Source organism: Paraburkholderia sp. 35.1 (genome assembly GCF_050436525.1).
Classification (GTDB): domain Bacteria; phylum Pseudomonadota; class Gammaproteobacteria; order Burkholderiales; family Burkholderiaceae; genus Paraburkholderia; species Paraburkholderia tuberum.
Genome location: NZ_JBNDMJ010000002.1, coordinates 1,979,836 through 1,998,630, shown reverse-complemented (window position 1 = coordinate 1,998,630; position 18,795 = coordinate 1,979,836). Strand labels below are relative to the sequence as shown.

Genomic DNA, 18,795 nt, shown 5'->3' with positions numbered 1-18,795 from the left:
CTGGCGCTCGCAGCCATGCCGTACTGGATCACCTGGCTCGGCGGCTATACGGCACTTGGTACACGCGTAGTAGTAATGGCATTGGCGGCGATGGCGCTCAATTTTCTACTCGGTTTTACTGGCGTGTTGTCGTTCGGTCACGCGGCATATTTTGGTCTCGGCGCGTATGGCGTTGGTATGACGATCCGTTATCTGGTGCCGAATACGCTGCTTGGTATCGTCATTGGGGTCGCGGCCGGCACGCTGGCGGCGGCGCTCATCGGCGCGCTGATTGCCAGGCTTCGGGGCGTCTATTTCGCGATGGCGACGATCGCATTCGGCCAGGTGTTCTACTTCGTCGCCTTTCGCTGGAACGCCGTGACTGGCGGCGACGATGGGCTCTCCGGATGGCATCGCATGCCTCTCCACTTTGGCCAGCAGAGAATCGACATTCTTGGCAACAGCACCGTGTTTTACTATTTCGTTCTGCTTTGCTTTGCCGTGTCGGTTGCCGTCATGACTGCGCTGTTGCGCTCTCCGTTTGGCCGTACGCTTCTGGCGATACGCGAGAACGAAAAGCGGGCGCGCTTCCTGGGGCTGCCGGTGGAGCAGCATATCTGGCTGTCGTTCGTGATCTCCTGCTTTTTCGTGAGTTTTGCCGGTACCCTCTACGCGCTGCTCAATAACTTCGCCGATCCGCATGATCTGCGGTGGGACCAGTCAGGCGATTTTGTGATCATGGCCGTGCTGGGGGGAATGCGCTCGCTGTGGGGACCGCTGATCGGCGCGGCCGTCTTCGTGCTGGTTCAGGATTACATCTCCACACGGACTGAGAACTGGATGTCGTTTATCGGCCTGCTGTTCATCCTCGTCGTTCTGTTCTTTCCCCGTGGCGTGCTGGGCATCCGGACGGGCGGGGTGCGTTCATGAGCCTGCTCGTAGTCGATCACGTATCTCACCGGTTCGGCAATCTTCGCGCGGTTAGCGATGTTTGCCTGACTGTGGAAGCCGGTGAGCTTCGCGCGGTAATTGGACCTAACGGTGCAGGAAAGACGACGTTCTTCAATCTGATCAGTGGGTTCTTTCCGCCTACGTCGGGGCGTATCGTGTTCGACGGACGCGACGTGACCCGGCTTGCGCCTCATCGCCGCGTTGCCATGGGAATGGCGCGGACTTTCCAGATTACGGAAGTTTTTCCTGAGTTGTCCGTTCGCGATAATCTGCGGATTCCGGTCGAACTTCGGGCCGGGCACAGGCTCTCGCCGTGGCTATCGAGGGCGGCGCGCGCGACCGTCAACCAGCGGCTGGAAGAATTGCTCGTGCTCGGCGGACTCGAGCAGCGAGCGCGCCGGTTGGTGGGCGAGCTGTCGCTTGGCGACCAGCGAGCCACGGAAATCATCATGTCGCTCGCACTCGAACCCAGGCTCCTGCTCCTCGACGAACCGACCGCGGGGATGGGAGATCAGGAAACCTACGACGTGACGCGACTGATACGACGCCTGCACCGCGATCGATCGCTGACGATGATTCTGATCGAGCACGACATGCGCGTCATCTTCCAGCTGGCACAGCGCATCATGGTGCTCGCCGAAGGCAGGATTCTGGCAGAAGGAACGCCGGAAGAAATCACCGGCAATCAAGCCGTGCAAGCAGCCTATCTGGGAACAGCAAAATGAGTGCCCTGGTTGCCGAGGGACTGCAGACCTGGTACGGCAAGAGCCACATTCTGCATGGCGTATCGGTGGACGTTGACGACGGCCAGATTGTAGCCCTGGTAGGGCGCAACGGCGCCGGCAAGACGACAACCATGCGAAGCCTGATGGGATTGACCCGGCCACGCGCGGGGAGGGTGAGCATTCTAGGCCGCGAAACGACCGGCTGGCCGCCAGACCGGGTCGCGTCGCTCGGTGTCGGATATGTGCCGGAGGGTAGGCGCATATTCGCGGGTCTCAGCGTGGAAGAAAATCTGCTTGTGCCCAACGGGCGCACCGGTCCTTGGACGATCGCACGTGTGTTTGAGCTTTTTCCCCGGTTACGCGAGCGTCGGAACAGCAAGGGCCGGCAACTCTCCGGAGGGGAGCAGGAAATGCTCGCGATCGCACGCGGCCTGCTGCTCAACCCACGCGTACTGCTTCTCGATGAGCCGTCTCAAGGTCTCGCACCGCTGATGGTGCGGGAAGTGTTTGATGTTATCGTCAGAATGCGCGCCGAAGGCATGTCGGTGCTTCTGGTTGAGCAGAACGTTCGAGCGGCTGTCGAGATTGCCGACGCGGCTTGCGTGCTGGACGATGGTCGGGTCGTTTTTTCCGGATCCGCGCGAGAACTTGCGCGCGACGAAGCTCGTGTTCGTACTCTGGCCGGGGCCAGTGCGAGCGATTGGCGCATGCTCGACGATGCTTGAATCGCATGAAGCCATGCCACGAATTTGAAATGGCACAGTGTGAACTAACGCTCGTCGAAGCGCACGGGCATTTCCAAGCCCTTTAATTGTCGCTTCGGTTCACGGCGGGAATTTTATCGCCGTCTTTGCGGTCGAAGCGTTCAGGGTGAGCCGTTCATGTATGACGGTGCGCGGATGCGCACCGCCTCTTTCGCGCAACGCCGGTTCAAAAACCGAACTTCGGGGCAGGCGCAAGGAGACCAGAAATGAGCACGATTTCCGACCTGACGCTATCGGGAAAACTGCGTCGCGATGCTGGGATAGTGGGGTTGTTGTTCGCAAGCACCACTAGCATGATTGGTTCAGGGTGGCTGTTCGGCGCCTACCATGCATCGAGAATAGCCGGTCCGCTGAGCATAGGCAGTTGGGCGCTTGGCGCTGTCATCATCATGCTGATTGCGCTATGTTTCGCGGAGCTTGCCGCCGTTTTTCCTCGTAGTGGGGCGCTGGTTCATATGAGCCACGCGAGCCATGGCGACGGACTTGGAAGGTTGTGGTGCTGGCTGCTCTTCCTCGCCTATGTCCCGGTGCCTGCAGTCGAAGCCGAAGCAATCGTCACTTATGCAAGCAACTATCTGCCATGGCTGATCCGTCCTGGCTCCGCCGGGGTGCTGAGTTTGGCGGGCTTCTTCGTGTGCGCCGGTTTGCTCGGAATCACCGCGCTGCTGAATCTGATGGTGATCAGATGGCTGCTCAACGTCAATTCAACCATTACGTGGTGGAAAATTCTGGTGCCGATACTGACCATCGTCGGCTTGATGGCAGCGAGCACCCACTGGGATGTCGTGCGTGCGGCGCCTGACACCTACAAGCTCTCCGGCATGTTCACGGCACTTCCCGCAGCAGGTATCGTTTTCAGCTATTTGGGCTTCCGTACTGCGATCGACCTCGGCGGCGAAACGGCCAATCCACATCGCGACATTCCGCTAGCCGTGATTGGCTCGGTCGTGCTCGCTGCAGTGGTTTACATCATGTTGCAAGTGGCCTTTATCTGGGCGCTGTCGCCGGTCGATCTCGCGCACGGATGGGCACACCTCAGCTTCAAGGGGGAAATGGGACCGTTCGCTGGACTTGCCGCGACGCTCGGGCTCGGCTGGATGGCGACGCTTCTATACATCGACGCCTATATATCGCCTGGCGGCACGGGGCTGATGTATGTAACCGGCGGATCGCGCGTCCTCTTTGCTACGGGCGAAATGGAGGCCGGTCCCCGCGTGCTGACAAAGCTGAACCGCAACAAGGTGCCATGGCTGGCGGTTCTCGTGATGTGGGTGGTTGGCACCATTTTCCTGCTGCCGTTTCCTGCATGGCAGAAGATGGTCGACTACATTACGTCGGTTACGGTGCTGACATATGGTCTTGGTCCGATCGCGTTGCTGGTGTTACGCCGTAACCTTCCGGAACTGCATCGTCCATTTCGCATGTGGGCCGCGCCCGTGCTGGCGCCAGCCGCATTTATCTGCAGCAACCTCGTAATATATTGGACTGGCTTTGCAACGAACACCTTTCTGTTTGCGCTGGTGGCGATCGGTTTCGTACTCTACGCGGCGTACTACCACATCGTCTTGCGCAAAGCTGCGAAAGACTTCGGCTGGAACAACATTGCGTGGCTGTTGCCGTGGTTTGGGGGCATCTGGTTATTGTCGTGGCTCGGCGGCATCGGTGGCGGACTCGGTGTGATCGGATTCGGTTGGGACATTCTTCTAGTGGCGCTCTGGAGCGTGATCGTGATGAGGCTCGCAATGCGCTGCGCGTTGCGCGTCGAGCAGACGCGAGCAATGATGGAGCGAATGGACGCGACGAGTTGACTGGCAACGCCATCGTTCAGCGAGGGAGGAGTCAACGGAAGCTCGATCCGTTAGCGGGGCGCTTGAAGGGACTACCCGAGTACCCGCCTGAACTGCAAGCCAGACTTCCAACGGTGAGATCTGGTCAGGGAGTCGCGCTCATGTAATGAGCGGCGATCGAGCAAGACTTGTCTAACCGGAAGCGACGGGCAGAATGAGCGCCCTCTAACGCCGATGATCACGAGTATGTGCGATGAACCTGACGTCATTGCGCATCAGAAGCGGCAGTGGTCGCTTCGCGCTGCTAGCACATCATGCGAACGCTAACTGGCGAGGTCCTGTTCTTCGCACTACCCAGTGCTGCCGCCTTGCGTCCGGATGGCTCCTTATTAAGCGTCCTTTAAGCAACACGGCCTAGCTTTAAAGCGTCAACTGTTCGAAGTTCAAGCCCTGTGAAAGTCTCGCATGCCATATGCGCCGCCGATGTGAGCGCGCAAGGCCGCATGCGACGTCTGGAACTGGACACTCGCTGAGGAGAATGAACCATGAAAAGGCATCAGGTTATCGCTGTCACGTGCGCGTTGCTCTCCGCCGCCTATTGTGGTGCGACCGTGCAGGCCGCCGAGTCCCCGCGGGCCGTCGCGTCGGACATGGGCAAAGTCTCGGGGAAAGGAAACGAGGCCTTCCAGCAGATCGAACTTGCGCGACTCGCGATCTTCAACGGTAACGGTTCGGAGGCCGCCACGCTTGTAAAAGCCGCCCAGAAATCACTGCAGGAAGCGCAGGCTGACAATACTGCTTTTACCAAGGCTGAAAAAGACTTGAAACTTCCACCCACGGCTTCCGGTGCACCGCATGTCCAAGCGGACGTCGCTCACGCTTCGCAGGAGCTGACGTGGCTTCCAGTTGGCGCTGACGTAACTATCACCGACAATCTCGCCCAGTCTTCCGAGAAATCCAAAGCGGTGGCATCCGCGAATGAGCACATCAAGCAAGGTCAGCGGGATCAGGCGCTCAACGCCCTGAAGGTCGCGAATATCAACGTTGCCTACACCATGGAACTCGTTCCGCTAAAACTGGTGATCGCGGACGTCAATGACGCTGCGAGGCTGATCTCTCATCACCAGTACTATCAAGCAAATGACGCCCTCCGGCAGGCGGTGGCGAGCGTGCGGTATGACTGGGTCGACCTGGACGCCATTCCTCAGCACGCACAAACCGCACAAATGGCTTCGAAGCCTGCCGGGCATCCCGCCTCGTCCGCGAGCGCACGATGAATCTGTCCGCGATGCCAAAGCGTCCCTGGCGGTACAGAGGGACAATTTAGCGTTAGCTTATTCTGGAGGGTCATCACGCCCCCAAAGAGCAGTCGATCATGGCATTTATTGCCTCCGCTTAGGCCACAACACAACGAACGTCGTGCGCAGCTAATGAGCGCTGCCCGCGAGTTAGATTCATGTCGACCTGCCTGCGCGCCGGTAAGGTACGGTCCGCGCATCTGATCTTTATATAGCACAATGTGACATATTAGCCTACACTTTGGATATCGGGATTAGCGCACGCCTCGTTGCTGGTTATAAGCGTCGATTGCATCAGGCGGCCGCCTCGGCGGCACAGTTGTCCTTCGCGGAGAGGTCTGTATGCTTGTTACGTTCAAGTGCCGTTCAACTCCGGACGTCGTCATGCTGCGGAACCTCGCGGAATATCTCCTCGCAGCCATTGGTAAGCAAGTCGCCACTCGTGGCGTCATCAGCCACGACGAACTGGGTACGGTGATAACGCGGCTTGAACGCGCTATCGAAGATCAGGCACGCACCGAATTAGCCCTCAACGTCCTCCATCACGTGCCGAACGACCATAGTTCAAACAGTGCGGCCGCGACCGTCGAACATCGCGCCTGGCCATTGCTCGACATGATGCGCGAGGCCCATCGCCATGGCGACGATATTCTCTGGGGTATTTAGACCGTTGGAGCGCTGAGGTGCCGGCGCATGTCTTCGTTATTGCGAGACAGCGCCGATGCCGTTGTCAGCGCAAGAGCGTTCCAGGGGATAGACGCGATAAGTCTGCAGATGCGACCTGACGTTCATTAGCGACCTGCCGCATCGGATCAATAATTCTCGACATGTCGCGAAGCTAAATGATTGCGATCCGACGTAATCTGCGCGAGCGGTAAATCGCGCGTGCCCTTCGTCATGCGGCCGTAGGACGAGAGGTCTGGCCGCATCCGACTCGCTTCCGGGAGCGGGAGCCCTCGCAGCGCTCAGGGTTCCAATGACCGTCTGGGGATCGTCGAAGGCCGCATAAAAGAGAGAGCACGCCGTCCCAGATCACCAGGGTCTCAAGCAGCACGCCGGCTGGCTCACGAGCCGGGTTTTAAGTTTCGTTTAAGTTTTCGCGTCTAATTTCCTGGAAATGTCATGTCGTGCCATAATATTGCACCAGGCTTTCAGCGGGTGCGGCGCGGAATCGCGTGACTTCGACGTGTCCTCAGCTTGCCGGTCAAGCACGTCCGACTGCAGCATCGGCAGCTATCTTCACCCAGCGACTGCTGGGTTTTTTTTTTACACGATATGAGCGCAACTTCCACATCGGCCACTTCCCGCTCGCGCATGAGTGCGCTCGAGCTGCGAGCGACGCTGTCGCTCGCCGCGATCTTTGCACTGCGCATGCTCGGTCTCTTCATGATCATGCCGGTGTTTTCGGTGTATGCGAAAACCATTCCCGGCGGCGACAATCTCCTGCTGGTCGGCATCGCGCTGGGGGCGTACGGCGTCACTCAATCGCTTTTCTATATCTTCTACGGCTGGGTTTCCGACAAGGTTGGCCGCAAGCCAGTTATCGCGACGGGTCTCGTAATATTTGCGATCGGCAGCTTCGTCGCCGCGGGGGCGCACGATATTGTTTGGATAATCGTCGGTCGCGTGATCCAGGGAATGGGCGCCGTTTCCTCCGCGGTGCTCGCTTTTATTGCCGACCTCACTGCCGAGCAGCACCGCACAAAAGCAATGGCGATGGTGGGTGCCTCGATCGGCATTTCTTTTGCGGTGGCGATCGTGGGTGCGCCTCTGGTGTTCCACTGGCTCGGGATGAGCGGCCTGTTCTCGCTGGTCGGCGCGCTCTCGATTCTCGCGGTGGGCGTGGTGATCTGGGTCGTGCCGGATTCGCCGAACCGGCCCGTCCACTTGCGGGCGCCATTTGCCGAAGTGCTCCACAACGTCGAGCTGCTGCGCCTGAACTTCGGCGTGCTCGTACTGCACGCCACGCAAACGGCGCTGTTCCTTGTGGTGCCTCGCCTGCTCGTCGACGCAGGGCTGCCGGTCTCGTTGCACTGGAAGGTCTATCTGCCGGTCATGGGTATTGCGTTCGTCATGATGGTGCCGGCCATCATTGCCGCGGAGAAGCGGGGGAAAATGAAGGCCGTGGTCGTCTCTGCAATCGGTCTGATCCTCATTGGCCAGCTATTGCTTGGCTCGCTCGAACATACACTCGTTATCGTGCCCGCCGTCCTGTTCGTGTATTTCCTCGGCTTTAACATCCTCGAAGCGTCGCAGCCCTCGCTCGTCTCGAAGCTCGCGCCGGGCGATCGGAAGGGTGCGGCCACGGGCGTATACAACACCACGCAGTCGATCGGCCTTGCCCTCGGCGGCGTGGTTGGCGGCTGGCTTCTAAAACACGATGGCGCGAACGCGGTATTTTATGCGTGCTCCGGGCTCATATTGTGCTGGCTCGCAATCGCGTTCAATATGAAGGTTCCGTCACCGCGGAAAGCCTGAGTCGCGCTTCTGGCGCGAAATGCAGCCCGTGAGGGCGTCGCCGGAAAAAACCCAGAAGAAAAACAGGGGAACAGATCGTGCGCATTCTCGCGCTGATGGACCGTCGAAAGCTGCAGCGCATCAACCGGTTATGGCTCCACTATGGCGTGTTCTGGCTGGGGGCGATCGCCGTAGGCCTGGTCGCGGTGCTTTACGCGAAGCTGATCGATTTCGGCTACGCTGTGTTCCTTCGCTATGCGGCTGACCGGTTCTGGCTGCCTCTGATTGTGGCGCCCGCAACAGGCGCCGTTACGGTGTGGCTTACACGGCGCTTCTTTGACGGTTCCGAGGGCAGCGGTATCCCCCAGGTGATCGCCATGCTGCACGGGCCGAACGAACTCGGGCCACGGCTGCTCACACTGCGTATTCTCGTTGGAAAGATTCTGGTCTCGTTCCTGGCCCTGCTCGGTGGCTTTACCATCGGCCGCGAAGGTCCGACCATTCATGTTGGCGCCGCCCTGATGTTCAGCCTGAGGCGCTTTTACCCGAGTCGTTTTCTGGCGATCCGGCCGGGCGTGCTGGAGCGCAGACTCGCGCTCGCGGGTGCGGCCGCCGGTTTGTCGGCGGCATTCAATGCTCCGCTCGCAGGCGTGGTGTTCGCCATTGAGGAACTCATGCGCAGCTTCGAGCAGCGCGCGAGCGGCGTGCTGATCACGGCAATCATCTTCGCTGGCGTCGTTTCACTTGGGCTGCAGGGAAACTATGTGTATTTCGGCACGATCGATATCGGGTCGGGATTGCCCCGATGGCTCAGCCTCGCCGTAGTGCTGATCGGTGTCCTTGCGGGCGCGCTAGGGGGATGCTTCTGCTGGCTGTTGCTCAACACGAAGCGCTGGATGCCCGAAGTTCTGCTCGAACTGCGCGTGAAGCGGCCTGTGCTATTCGGCGCGCTATGCGGCCTGGTCATTGCGCTCGTCGGCGTGAGCACCAATGGCCATACATTTGGCAGCGGCTATGCCGAAGCGCGGAGCATGCTGGAAGGCAGCGCGCATGTCAGCGCGGCATACCCGCTCCTGAAGATGGTCTCGATGGTGGGATCGTATCTGCCAGGCGCGCCCGGAGGCCTGTTCGCCCCGTCGCTCGCGATCGGGGCTGGCATCGGCAACACCGTTCACATGGCGTTCTCGCAGATCCAGCTTCCGATGCTCATCGCGCTCGGCATGGTCGGCTATCTGGCGGCGGTCACCCAGAGCCCAATCACGGCGTTCGTGATTGTCATCGAGATGATCAACGGGCACGCGCTCGTTATCTCGCTGATGGCCACGGCGCTCATCGCGAGTCGCGTCTCGCGCTTTTTTGCGCCACCGCTGTACGAGGCGCTCTCGGAGCGTTATCTGCGCAAGCCGTGAGGCAAAGGCGACGGTAGGTCGAACAGACATCGACGGAGTTCATATGGGGATCGCAGACAGAATCGAAAAGCGTCTATTGGGCATGGCGCGCGTGCTATGTCTCATCGCGCTAGTTGGCGCCATCCTGGCGATGATCGCATTAATGTTTGCGCTTGGCGTTCCGAGGACGGCAGCTGTTATCACAGATCCGCCCGTCAGCGCGAGCGAGGTACTCTCTTCGATAGCGGGTTCGGAGGCGGCCAACGACGGTCTGAAAATCGGCAGCGCGAACGGCAACGCCATGGCGGATGTCGCTGGCGCCGCGGGATTCATTATCCCCGCTCCGCTTAATGCCCTGTTGAACCAGAATAATGCAAGCCAACCGCTGCTCAAGGCGTGGCTCGAGCGTATTCCCCAAGCCGACCGACAGCAGTTCCTGGATGAACTGTCCGACGTTGTTGCGACTGCCGGGCAGCACGCTGCTACGTGGGAATGGGACAACCGCGAGCGGTATGTTGCAGCGGCCATGGATCAGTATGCCCGTGTCAAGATTGGGCGGATTGATGCGGCCCAAAGCGCCGTTCAGGCGGCAGAGGGCAAAAACGCTCAGTTCGGTTCGTCGCTGGGAATTCTTCTCGCGTTGACAGGTTTCCTGACTTTGCTGCTACTGCTCACAGCGATCGAGCGCAATACGCGTAACAGCGCGGTGAAAAGACAGGAATGAGCTGGCGCGACTTGAGATGGGATGCCGATGTAAGGTGTTTTCTGTTGCACCAGCTGTTCTGAACCGGCGCGACCTCTCGCCACTCGCACCGCGCGGGCCGGAGACGCACGCCGGATTAAAGTCGAGACAGGTGGCGCAGTCGCTCCTCTGACGGCAGAGTCGATCGCTCGACCTACTGGTTTGATCTGTCGGAGCGTTTCGGAGGCCGCGCCAACGCGAGGCCAAACTCACTTCTTGCGATTCTGACCGATGGCCCGGGCAACGTGCCGAGCGGGATCGTCGCTATTCTCTGATCGTCCTTTTCGCGCCCCGGCGACGTGCTTAACGATGCATCGCGACCGTTCGGTTGACGTGCAATCTCGCTTGGTCATCAGGAGACCTGTAACCCGGCGTCTGCCCGAATCCAGCCGTTGTTCATCAGCCAATCTTGCAGAGCCGGAACGGCAGTTGCTCTTCTGTGCGCTATCGGTGCAAAGCCTTTCAAGACCAACGATGACTTACGGTACTTTTCCAGCCTGGCTCCATAGTCTGTCGATCGCCTGGATTGTGTTAGGCGTGGTGTGTGCCGTCATCATTGTGACTGACGAGGTAAGACATCCGCAGAAGATGTGGATCATGAGCCTGGTTTGGCCGCTGACCACGCTATTCGGCACAGTTCTCTGGCTTGCTGCCTATTATGCATGGGGACGCAACGTGCTCGCCGCCGAAGCTGGCGATAAAACGCAACCGTTCACAGTGATCGTGATGAAAGGCACTAGTCATTGCGGCGCTGGTTGCACACTCGGCGACATTGTTGTCGAACGGTCAGCGTTTGCGTTTCCAGGGTTGGCGGTGTGGTTCGGATGGCACAGCGTATTCAACGAGAAAACTTTTGCCGTCTGGATCCCAGACTTCATGATCGCCTTTCTGCTAGGAATCGGTTTTCAGTACTTCACCATCAAGCCGATGCGCGACCTGTCAATTGGACAGGGCGTGATCGCTGCAGTCAAAGCGGATATTGCCTCGATAACCGCGTGGCAGATTGGCATGTATGGAGCAATGGCGATCATTCAGTTCCTATGGTTCAAGCCGGTTTTTGGCGGCATCGCGAACGTGACAAGTTCGGAGTTCTGGTTCGCCATGCAGATCGCCATGCTCGCGGGCTTCGTAACGAGCTACCCTGTGAACTGGTGGCTGATTCGTTCCGGTGTGAAGGAGAAGATGTAGACCAAACCCTCAGCGAAAAGGGCGCTGATGGCGACAGGCAAAATCGCAACTGACGTGAAGGCGGTCCCACAGCCTCACCCCCGTTCCGCGTCCAGAAAATACCCATTGACCGCATGAAATCCGCCGCGCTTCGGAGCGGGTTGATCGCCACTGCCCTGTTCGCTGCGCGTGCAGGTCCGCCAGCGCGAACCGACGCTTGCCGGCGGAATGTCACAGCAGACCGATCGTAGCTAGCGCGGCTACGTAGCGGCGCTGCATTAAGACCTCAGCTCGTGGTTGTACCTTAAAAGTCGTCGTTGTGGTCAGAGAAGCTCGAACCCTGGTTCAGGGTTGATCGCGTTGAAAAAGGCCGTGACCCGACTGTGTCGCTGACGGTATCAACCTCTCAGTGGTCCGGCGTAAGCGTTGGCGTAGGTTTGTACGAGAAGGCTCGCCCGCGTCACCATTTCGACGAGAACGAGTAGACCGCCTCGATAAGCGGGTTGGCGGCGGCTAGCGGTGCTTGCCACCAGGCCAGCACCTTCAGCGCCGCTTGAGCCGCCCGCGGCTCATGACTGAGAACCTAGAACACGCCGAAATCGTCATTGCTGTCGGGAATCGCGGCGAGCAGGTTGGCAAGCGCGCGCCAGCCCGTGAAGCTCGATAGCCTTATCGCTATGCGCAGCCAGCGCTCGGCGCGTGAGCTCGGGTGCGTTGACGGTGTTGACGCTACGCACTGCATCCGTCGCATTGCGTTTTTCGTTGATCTGGCGTCGATCGATGCGCGAAGCAACGGGCAGGTCTGCATGCTGTCTCTCCAGTGTTGAACGCCTTCGACGCTGTTCGCGCCGCGCCACGCCGTCTGCTTGCCCTACATCCACGCGGATCACCGCGCCGCCGCTGCCGTACCGGCCACGCCCGATAGCAGCGCCCTCAACACCTGTCGCAACGTGGTGGCGCCGAAGCGTCGCTCGCTGATATTCGCCTCGACGTCGATGCGTCCAGCGTTGTGCGCGTCGTACAGATCGACGATCAGTTGGGCGTGCCGCTCGCCGAGCCCGGCGCCGCGCAGCACGGCACTCCATTCGTCGCGCGGCACCCGGTGGGCGATAACCGGCCGCCCGGACAGTTCGGCCAAGGTACGCGCGACGTCGAGCGCGCTTACCCGCTCTTTCCCTTCGATACTGACCACCCGTGGCGTCGCGCGCGAAGGCCCTTCACCGAGCAGCAACTGCGCGGCAAGCTCGCCGACGTCCTGCGCCGCGACGGTCGGAAACAGCTTGTCGAGCGGATCATGCAGACTCGGCAGCGCGCCCCGGCCGAGCGCGACCGGCAGCACGCGTGCCCAGTTCTGCATGTGCTCGGCGGCGCGCAACAAGATCAGCGACGACGCGACGGTGCGCAACTGCGTTTCAAGGTAGTGGAACAGCGTCGTGATGCCGGTGCCATCCGCGTGCTCGGCGCCGTAGTCGGACAGCGCGAGGAGCCGCGGTGGCGCGCTCATGCGCAAAGCCGCGACGCCCGCGTCGATGATGCGCCGCATCGCGGCCGCGGGATCGTCATGCGCTCGCGGCACCGGACAGAGCCATTGCACTGCCTGCGCGCCGTCGATCGCGCGCGCGACCAACTGTGGGTCGTTCAGGTCGGCGATCGCGAGCTCGCAGCCGATTGCCGCGAGCGCTTCGGCTTGCGTGGCGTCGCTCACCACCGCGCGTACCGGGTGGCCCGCGCGACGCAAGGCGGTTGCGCTCGCGTGTCCCACGTGACCGGTCGCTCCGAAAATGACGAACACGTTGTGCTCCTTTTGAGGATCGCTATGACGTGATGGTAGGGACGCGGTGCTCGCGAGGCGCTCAGATCTGGATGACTTTGCGCAGATCTGGATGATTTTTTACGCCGATGCCGCGCAGGTCGCGCAGGTCGCGCGAATCGCGTTGGCTGTTCGCGAGCTACGAAATTCCGTCACGCCGGCGAACCTGCCAAAAACGCCGCACAATGCAGGCATCTCGCCGTCATTCAGCTCACTCAGGAGACAAGCGATGAACGCCGTCACCCCGATTCCCGCGCCTGCGCCGCACAGCGGCTCGCGCATCGCCGTGCGCACGAGCAGGGCGCTTGGCTGGCAAAGCTTCGGTGCGGAGCTGGTCAACGTGTCGTCCGGTTTGCATCGGATGTCCGCGTTTCGCCATCATCGCGTGGGCGTGCACGTTGGTGCGCCGGTGACTGCGCGCTGTCTGTGCGATGCGCGCCGCCACACGCGGATTCAGGCGCACGGCGACGCCGACGTGATCCCCGCGGGGCTCGAAGGTCAGTGGAACGATGACGCCGCCTGCACGATTTTCAGCGTCTGGTTTGCAGAGGACTTCGCGCGACGGACGGTCGAGCAACTCGCGTTGAACTCGGCCGACGCGCAGCTGCGCCCGCGCTTCCAGATGCGCGATCCGCGCTTTCAGCATCTCGCCTGGGCGCTGCGCGCGGAGCTCGAAGCGGACGATGCGTCCGATCCGCTCTATGCCGAAAGTCTGTGTACGGCGATGCTGGTGCGTCTGGTCGGCGTCGAACCCATGCCGGGCAACCGGCGGCGTACGCTCGCGCCGCGCACGGCCGCACGTGTGATCGAGTTTATCGACGCGCATCTCGATCAGCGTCTGACGCTCGACGAGCTCGCCGCGCAGGCGCAACTGAGCGTGCCGCATTTCAAGGCGCTGTTTCGCGACACGCTCGGTGTGCCCGTGCATCAGTACGTGGTACAGCGCAGGGTCGAGCGCGCGCGAACGCTGCTGCTACAGGGACGCCTCAGCGCAAGCCAGATCGCGCTCGAAACGGGCTTTGCGCATCAGAGCCATATGGCGCACTGGATGTCGCGTTTGCTCGGTGCAACGCCGCGTGAACTGCGCGGCGCCGCGCGCGATGACGCGGCCATGTCGGGGCAGGAGAACCCACGACGTTGATGCGCGAACCGCGCGGCGCGGAACCCATCCGCTTCAACCGGGCGCGGCCCCCGTCAACTGCGCATAGACATCATGCGCGAGCTGCAGCAGCTCCTTGCGATCGATCCCACCCGACACCGCATAGCCAAAATCGCCGTCGACCCAATAGAACACGTTGACGGGCCCCGCCTGATACAGCTTGAACGCGGTCGTATTCGCGTTCTCGCGACGACGCGAGATGCACAGCGTGACGCGCTCGCCGTTCGGTCCGCGATACATGAACTGCGCGGTCGGACCGTCGTCGCCGGGCAGCAGGCGGCCGCCCGACAGCATGAATCCGCTCTTGGACAGCATCGGCGGATGGACCTCGGTGCCGAGCCGGTTCGCGAGCCATTGCACGAAGTCCTGCTCGCGATCGGCGCTCATGTCGCCCGGCCGGTCGATCGCCGGCATGTAGACGACGTGCGCGAGCGCCGCCTGGCGCGCGAGGCCCTCGGCGCTGTCCGCGCTGACCGGACGATTTCCGGCTTGCGTTTCGGCCCCAGGGGCGGTTCGATCGATCGCAACCGGTGGAATCAGATCGTTCCTGTGCATGCCGATGCCCAGGCCGAGCACGAGCGCCGCGGCCATGCCCGCGAACTGCGCGGCAAAACGCGGCCAGTTCGCGGCTGCTCGCGCGCGGCGCGGCGCACCGGTCTGCAGGCGCTTCGGCACGGGCTCGCTGAGCACGCGGTCGTAGCGCTCGTGAAGCAGACCATTGAGCGAAAAGTAATCGCTGACGCGCGCGGCCAGCTCCGGATTCTGTTCGAGCGCGCGCTCCACCTCGTCGCGCCGCTCGCCGGACAGCGTGCCGTCCACGTACGCGTGCAAGTCTTCTTCGCCGATCGGCATTTGCGGCTCGCTCATCGCACCACCTGTAATTTCGCACCGGGCTGGGCGCCCGCCATCAAAGCCCGCAGCCGTTCGCGTCCGCGCGAGAGCCGCGACATCACCGTGCCGATCGGAACGTTCAGCGCGAGCGCGACATCGGCATAGCTCATCTCCTCGAGACCGACCAGCAGCACCACCTCGCGCTGTTCGACCGGCAGCCGCTGCAACGCGTAGTCGAGGTCGCGCATTTCGAGCGAACGCGTCTGGCCCGACGGCACCGCGAGCTCGCTTTCGGCGATGCTGTCGTCGTCGACCGCGACGTGGACCGCGCGCGCCGACGCCTTGCGCGCCTGATTCGCGAAGACGTTGTGCATGATCGTGAACAGCCACGCGCGCAGATCGGTGCCCGGCTGGAACAGACGGGTGCGGCCGAGCGCGCGCTCGAGCGTGTCCTGCACGAGGTCGTCGGCGAGCTCCCGATTGTTGATCAGCGCCCGCGCATAGCGCCGCAGACGCGGCACGTGCTCGATCAACTCGTCACGGACATCCATGGTTGATCCCGGTCAAGGGGCGTGGGGGTGGCATCGGCTTCACTCGCGTCGGTATCGGTACGCGCCGGGCCGGTCGCGGAGGCTTCCGTCGCACGATGCGTTCGAACTGCAAACACCTGTCAGCGCATTTTATTCCGCGAGGGCCGCACGCAGCGGCGTCAGGGCGCGCTCATCACGTCGGCGGCGCGCATCAGGCCGTGGGTGCGCGCATTGCCCGCGACGACGAAACGCTGCCGCTGCGCGGTCCACGTCAACAGCCGCAGCTCGCCGATGCGGCGCGCGGCCCACTGCGGCTCTTGCCGCGCAAACGGCGCCGCGGCCGACAGCACGACCACCGGTTGCTGATCGCCGTTCAGATAGACGAGTTCGTCCGCGCGCTGCAATGGCCCGAGCCGCAGCACGCGTTGCTCGACGAGGCGCAGGCCGATCGCGCCGAGATCCGGCGCGGCTGGATCGACGCGCGTCGGCGATGCCGAGGAAAAGGGCCGTGCGGCGGCTTCGGCGAGCGCCATCACGGCGGCATTATCGAGCGCTCGTGCCGACACCTGAGTCGCCAGGAGCCAACCGCTGATGGCGCTCAGCATCAGCGCGAGCGCGACGAGCGCGACCAGTGTTCGGCGTGCGCGACCACCCGGTTGCGGGCGCATGCGCAGCGGGCGCGATCCGCCGAGGCGCCCAGGCGCGGGCTCCTCGGCGGTCTGAAACGTGGCCTGGATCTGCGCGTTCAAGCGGTCGTAAAAGGCGACACGCCGTGCTTCCGCCGGATGCTTGCCGAGATAGTCGCGCAGCGACGCGGCGCGCTCGGGCGTCAGCGTGCCGTCCGCATAGGCCTGAATGTCGTCTTCGGAGAGCGGAGCGCCGCAGGGGCGGTGAGTCGAGGTCATGATGATGCGCGGTCTTGATTGCTGCTATCGGACGGCAAACACGGCGGCGGGGACATTTATTCCCCGCGCCGGCGATGTTTTTTTCACGCCACGAATACAGGAATAAACGCTGCCCACCCGTGGTTCTCCCTGGTGCGAACCCGCACAACTCTCCAAGGAGTCGATCATGAAAAAGCTTTCGTTCGTTGCTTTGTCGCTCGTCGTTCTCGCCGCTTCGTCGAGCGCGTTTGCGCAGGGCAAGACACGCGCTCAGGTGTACCAGGAACTGATCGAGGCGCAGCAGAACGGTCTCGACTACATCACCGACGCGTCGTATCCCGATGTCAGTCCCGTGTTCGCACGTCAGGTCGAGCAGCGCAAGCAGGCGCTCGCCGCGCAAGCGGCGCTCGCCGCGAGCCACGTCGCGAACTCGGGAGCGCCGGCTGTTGGCACCCATTGAAGCAGCATCGGCCACTGGCGCGCGAATGGGTTTGAATGTGCGCGCCAGGGCCGGATGGAATAGACCGTAGCGAGGCGTGTTTGCCCGTACGTTGGTCGATTCGTCGACCGAATCGTCGATCCATCCGGCAAGGAGTTTCCGTGACACCACCCTTCGCACCCAAACCCAACCCCGCCGGCTCCGACCCGCGCCCGATCTGCGTGCCATGCCGGCTCGCCGCGATCGGCGCGGTCGCGCTCGCGCTCGCGGGCGGCTTCGCCTACACCGCGGGGTGGCTGACGCCCGCGCGTCTGACCGCCCCGCGCATCATCGATACGTTCGAGGCGGTCGCGGGCCCGCATCCCGGCTATCGACGCAATCATGCCAAGGGCCTGTGCGTCGACGGCTATTTCGACAGCAACGGCAATGGCGCGGCGCTGTCGCACGCGGCAGTGTTCGCGCCGGGCCGCACGCCGGTGTCGGGTCGCTTCGCGGTGCCCGGCGGCAATCCGTCCGCGCCCGATACGAGCTCGCCGGTGCGCAGTCTCGCGCTGCAGTTCCGGCTTCGCGATGGCGAACAGTGGCGTACCGGCATGAACTCGACGCCGGTGTTCGCGGTGCATACGCCTGCGCAGTTCTATCAGCAATTGCTGGCCGCGAAGCCCGACCCTGCGACCGGCAAACCGGACCCCGCGAAGCTGAAGGCGTTCTACGCGGCCAATCCCGAGACGCAGCCGTTCCAGCGCTGGGTCAAGTCGCACGCGCCGTCGTCGAGCCTCGCGAACGCCGCGTACTACGGCATCGACGCGTTTCTGTTTACCGATGCCCACGGCACGACGCGCGCCGTGCGCTGGGCCGTCGTGCCCGACACGCCATACGCGCCGATCGCCGCGGCGCAGCAGGCCGAAAAGAACTTCCTCGCCGCCGATCTCGACGAGCGTCTGCAACACGGACCGTTGCGCTGGCATCTGCTGTTGACCGTCGCGCAACCTGGCGACCCGATCAGCGACGCGACGCTGCAGTGGCCCGACGACCGCCAGCGCGTCGACGCGGGGACGCTCGTGATCGAACGCACCACGTCGCAGGAAGACGGCGCCTGCCGCGACATCAACTTCGATCCGACGATCGTGCCCGCCGGCATCGCGCCATCGGACGATCCGCTGCTCGCCGCGCGCTCTGCGGCCTACGCACAGTCGTTCCAACGCCGCACGCGCGAGGAGGCGCTGCATCCCGAGATCCATCGAACCCAGCCAAACGGAGAGCCTTCATGACGCGCACCCGCACTCACTTCAGTCCGCTCGCGCGGCTGCTGCACTGGACGATGGCGCCGCTGATCGTCGCGATGCTGTTTATCGGCGTGGGCATGGTGGCGACGGTATCGCGTGCCCATGATGCGTTGGTCGCGCTGCATCGGCCGCTCGGCATCGCGTTGCTGCTGCTCGTGCTGGTGCGGCTCGCGGTGCGCGTGATGCGCGGCAGTCCGCCATTGCCCGCGCGCATGTCGAAGCCGCAACGAATCGCGGCGCATGCGTCGCACCTCGTGCTGTACGGGCTGATGCTCGCGATGCCGCTGATCGGCTGGGCGATGCTATCGGCGGCCGGCTATCCGGTCACCCTGTTCGGTCCGCTGCATCTGCCGCCGATCGCACCGCACAACGTCGCGCTGTTCGCGCTGCTGCGCGCGCTGCATACGTGGCTCGCGTTCGCGTTGTTCGCGACGGTGCTGCTGCATCTGGCGGCGGCGTTGTTGCATGGGCTGATCCTGCGCGACGGAGTGTGGGGCAGCATGGCCCGCGGCGAACGCTAATATGGGTCGAACCGCGGCTTGACCGGGTTGCTGCCGAACTGTCCAGATCGCCCGCCCTGGCGATTTTCGTCCAACGC

General features: G+C 62.4%; 19 protein-coding genes. 14 read left to right on the top strand and 5 right to left on the bottom strand.

Features of this window, described 5'->3' with window-relative positions; all coding sequences use genetic code 11:
* Window positions 1-15: 15 nt before the first annotated feature.
* The 10 genes from OKW27_RS15115 (at window position 16) to OKW27_RS15070 (ending at window position 11,279) form a co-directional block, all read left to right on the top strand.
* Window positions 16-909 (top strand): branched-chain amino acid ABC transporter permease, encoded by an 894-nt coding sequence (locus OKW27_RS15115; RefSeq protein ID WP_244168782.1) that lies wholly within the window; start codon window positions 16-18, stop codon window positions 907-909.
* Window positions 906-1,655 (top strand): ABC transporter ATP-binding protein, encoded by a 750-nt coding sequence (locus tag OKW27_RS15110; protein WP_184068999.1) that lies wholly within the window; start codon window positions 906-908, stop codon window positions 1,653-1,655. Before OKW27_RS15115 ends, OKW27_RS15110 begins: the two co-directional genes overlap by 4 nt.
* Window positions 1,652-2,380, top strand: coding sequence for an ABC transporter ATP-binding protein (locus OKW27_RS15105; RefSeq protein ID WP_090805950.1), 729 nt, complete (start codon window positions 1,652-1,654; stop codon window positions 2,378-2,380). Before OKW27_RS15110 ends, OKW27_RS15105 begins: the two co-directional genes overlap by 4 nt.
* Before the next feature lie 245 nt (window positions 2,381-2,625).
* Window positions 2,626-4,227: an APC family permease gene (locus OKW27_RS15100; RefSeq protein ID WP_184068996.1), complete on the top strand. Its 1,602-nt coding sequence runs from the start codon at window positions 2,626-2,628 to the stop codon at window positions 4,225-4,227.
* Window positions 4,228-4,751: 524 nt separating this feature from the next.
* Window positions 4,752-5,483 carry a YfdX family protein gene (locus OKW27_RS15095; RefSeq protein WP_429333968.1) on the top strand — a complete coding sequence of 244 codons (732 nt, stop codon included), beginning with the start codon at window positions 4,752-4,754 and terminating at the stop codon, window positions 5,481-5,483.
* 363 nt (window positions 5,484-5,846) lie between these two features.
* Window positions 5,847-6,170, top strand: coding sequence for a DUF1840 domain-containing protein (locus OKW27_RS15090; protein WP_090805945.1), 324 nt, complete (start codon window positions 5,847-5,849; stop codon window positions 6,168-6,170).
* A 609-nt stretch (window positions 6,171-6,779) separates the two neighbouring features.
* A complete protein-coding gene (locus tag OKW27_RS15085; protein ID WP_429334609.1) occupies window positions 6,780-7,982 on the top strand; it encodes an MFS transporter in 1,203 nt (400 codons plus the stop codon).
* A 95-nt stretch (window positions 7,983-8,077) separates the two neighbouring features.
* The gene (locus tag OKW27_RS15080; RefSeq protein ID WP_429334608.1) at window positions 8,078-9,370 is read left to right on the top strand and encodes a chloride channel protein; all 1,293 of its coding nucleotides are present in this window, start codon (window positions 8,078-8,080) and stop codon (window positions 9,368-9,370) included.
* 43 nt (window positions 9,371-9,413) lie between these two features.
* Window positions 9,414-10,073, top strand: a complete 660-nt coding sequence (locus tag OKW27_RS15075) for a hypothetical protein (RefSeq protein WP_429333967.1) — start codon at window positions 9,414-9,416, stop codon at window positions 10,071-10,073.
* A 327-nt stretch (window positions 10,074-10,400) separates the two neighbouring features.
* Window positions 10,401-11,279, top strand: a complete 879-nt coding sequence (locus OKW27_RS15070; RefSeq protein ID WP_429333966.1) for a DUF4396 domain-containing protein — start codon at window positions 10,401-10,403, stop codon at window positions 11,277-11,279.
* A 562-nt stretch (window positions 11,280-11,841) separates the two neighbouring features.
* On the opposite strand, the gene OKW27_RS15065 is transcribed toward OKW27_RS15070, so the two are convergent.
* Window positions 11,842-12,009: a hypothetical protein gene (locus OKW27_RS15065; protein ID WP_176078873.1), complete on the bottom strand. Its 168-nt coding sequence runs from the start codon at window positions 12,007-12,009 to the stop codon at window positions 11,842-11,844.
* 135 nt (window positions 12,010-12,144) lie between these two features.
* Window positions 12,145-13,050 (bottom strand): NAD(P)H-binding protein, encoded by a 906-nt coding sequence (locus OKW27_RS15060; protein WP_429333965.1) that lies wholly within the window; start codon window positions 13,048-13,050, stop codon window positions 12,145-12,147.
* 247 nt (window positions 13,051-13,297) lie between these two features.
* Here OKW27_RS15060 and OKW27_RS15055 point away from each other — a divergent pair, with 247 nt between their 5' ends.
* Entirely contained in the window at window positions 13,298-14,209 is a 912-nt protein-coding gene (locus tag OKW27_RS15055) for a helix-turn-helix domain-containing protein (protein ID WP_429333964.1), read from the top strand.
* A 33-nt stretch (window positions 14,210-14,242) separates the two neighbouring features.
* Here OKW27_RS15055 and OKW27_RS15050 read toward each other — a convergent pair whose 3' ends face one another.
* The 3 genes from OKW27_RS15050 to OKW27_RS15040 form a co-directional block, all read right to left on the bottom strand.
* A complete protein-coding gene (locus tag OKW27_RS15050) occupies window positions 14,243-15,094 on the bottom strand; it encodes an anti-sigma factor family protein (RefSeq protein ID WP_429333963.1) in 852 nt (283 codons plus the stop codon).
* Window positions 15,091-15,609, bottom strand: coding sequence for a sigma-70 family RNA polymerase sigma factor (locus OKW27_RS15045; protein WP_018421072.1), 519 nt, complete (start codon window positions 15,607-15,609; stop codon window positions 15,091-15,093). Before OKW27_RS15045 ends, OKW27_RS15050 begins: the two co-directional genes overlap by 4 nt.
* A gap of 158 nt (window positions 15,610-15,767) precedes the next feature.
* Window positions 15,768-16,493 (bottom strand): anti-sigma factor family protein, encoded by a 726-nt coding sequence (locus tag OKW27_RS15040; protein WP_429333962.1) that lies wholly within the window; start codon window positions 16,491-16,493, stop codon window positions 15,768-15,770.
* Between the two features lie 166 nt (window positions 16,494-16,659).
* Between OKW27_RS15040 and OKW27_RS15035 the strand changes: the two genes are divergently transcribed.
* From OKW27_RS15035 to OKW27_RS15025, 3 genes are all read left to right on the top strand, one after another.
* A complete protein-coding gene (locus OKW27_RS15035) occupies window positions 16,660-16,932 on the top strand; it encodes a DUF4148 domain-containing protein (protein WP_184049825.1) in 273 nt (90 codons plus the stop codon).
* A 194-nt stretch (window positions 16,933-17,126) separates the two neighbouring features.
* Window positions 17,127-18,182, top strand: coding sequence for a catalase family peroxidase (locus tag OKW27_RS15030; protein WP_429334607.1), 1,056 nt, complete (start codon window positions 17,127-17,129; stop codon window positions 18,180-18,182).
* On the top strand, window positions 18,179-18,718 hold the full coding sequence (locus tag OKW27_RS15025) for a cytochrome b (protein ID WP_187610286.1): 540 nt from the start codon (window positions 18,179-18,181) through the stop codon (window positions 18,716-18,718). Before OKW27_RS15030 ends, OKW27_RS15025 begins: the two co-directional genes overlap by 4 nt.
* The last annotated feature ends 77 nt before the right edge of the window (window positions 18,719-18,795 follow it).

Bases quoted from the DNA above. Each gene is read 5' to 3' on its own strand.
- OKW27_RS15115 (WP_244168782.1), top strand. From the start codon at position 16: ATGCCGTACTGGATCACCTGGCTCGGCGGCTATACGGCACTTGGTACA.
- OKW27_RS15110 (WP_184068999.1), top strand. From the start codon at position 906: ATGAGCCTGCTCGTAGTCGATCACGTATCTCACCGGTTCGGCAATCTT.
- OKW27_RS15105 (WP_090805950.1), top strand. From the start codon at position 1,652: ATGAGTGCCCTGGTTGCCGAGGGACTGCAGACCTGGTACGGCAAGAGC.
- OKW27_RS15100 (WP_184068996.1), top strand. From the start codon at position 2,626: ATGAGCACGATTTCCGACCTGACGCTATCGGGAAAACTGCGTCGCGAT.
- OKW27_RS15095 (WP_429333968.1), top strand. From the start codon at position 4,752: ATGAAAAGGCATCAGGTTATCGCTGTCACGTGCGCGTTGCTCTCCGCC.
- OKW27_RS15090 (WP_090805945.1), top strand. From the start codon at position 5,847: ATGCTTGTTACGTTCAAGTGCCGTTCAACTCCGGACGTCGTCATGCTG.
- OKW27_RS15085 (WP_429334609.1), top strand. From the start codon at position 6,780: ATGAGCGCAACTTCCACATCGGCCACTTCCCGCTCGCGCATGAGTGCG.
- OKW27_RS15080 (WP_429334608.1), top strand. From the start codon at position 8,078: ATGGACCGTCGAAAGCTGCAGCGCATCAACCGGTTATGGCTCCACTAT.
- OKW27_RS15075 (WP_429333967.1), top strand. From the start codon at position 9,414: ATGGGGATCGCAGACAGAATCGAAAAGCGTCTATTGGGCATGGCGCGC.
- OKW27_RS15070 (WP_429333966.1), top strand. From the start codon at position 10,401: ATGCATCGCGACCGTTCGGTTGACGTGCAATCTCGCTTGGTCATCAGG.
- OKW27_RS15065 (WP_176078873.1), bottom strand. From the start codon at position 12,009: ATGCGACGGATGCAGTGCGTAGCGTCAACACCGTCAACGCACCCGAGC.
- OKW27_RS15055 (WP_429333964.1), top strand. From the start codon at position 13,298: ATGAACGCCGTCACCCCGATTCCCGCGCCTGCGCCGCACAGCGGCTCG.
- OKW27_RS15050 (WP_429333963.1), bottom strand. From the start codon at position 15,094: ATGAGCGAGCCGCAAATGCCGATCGGCGAAGAAGACTTGCACGCGTAC.
- OKW27_RS15045 (WP_018421072.1), bottom strand. From the start codon at position 15,609: ATGGATGTCCGTGACGAGTTGATCGAGCACGTGCCGCGTCTGCGGCGC.
- OKW27_RS15040 (WP_429333962.1), bottom strand. From the start codon at position 16,493: ATGACCTCGACTCACCGCCCCTGCGGCGCTCCGCTCTCCGAAGACGAC.
- OKW27_RS15035 (WP_184049825.1), top strand. From the start codon at position 16,660: ATGAAAAAGCTTTCGTTCGTTGCTTTGTCGCTCGTCGTTCTCGCCGCT.
- OKW27_RS15025 (WP_187610286.1), top strand. From the start codon at position 18,179: ATGACGCGCACCCGCACTCACTTCAGTCCGCTCGCGCGGCTGCTGCAC.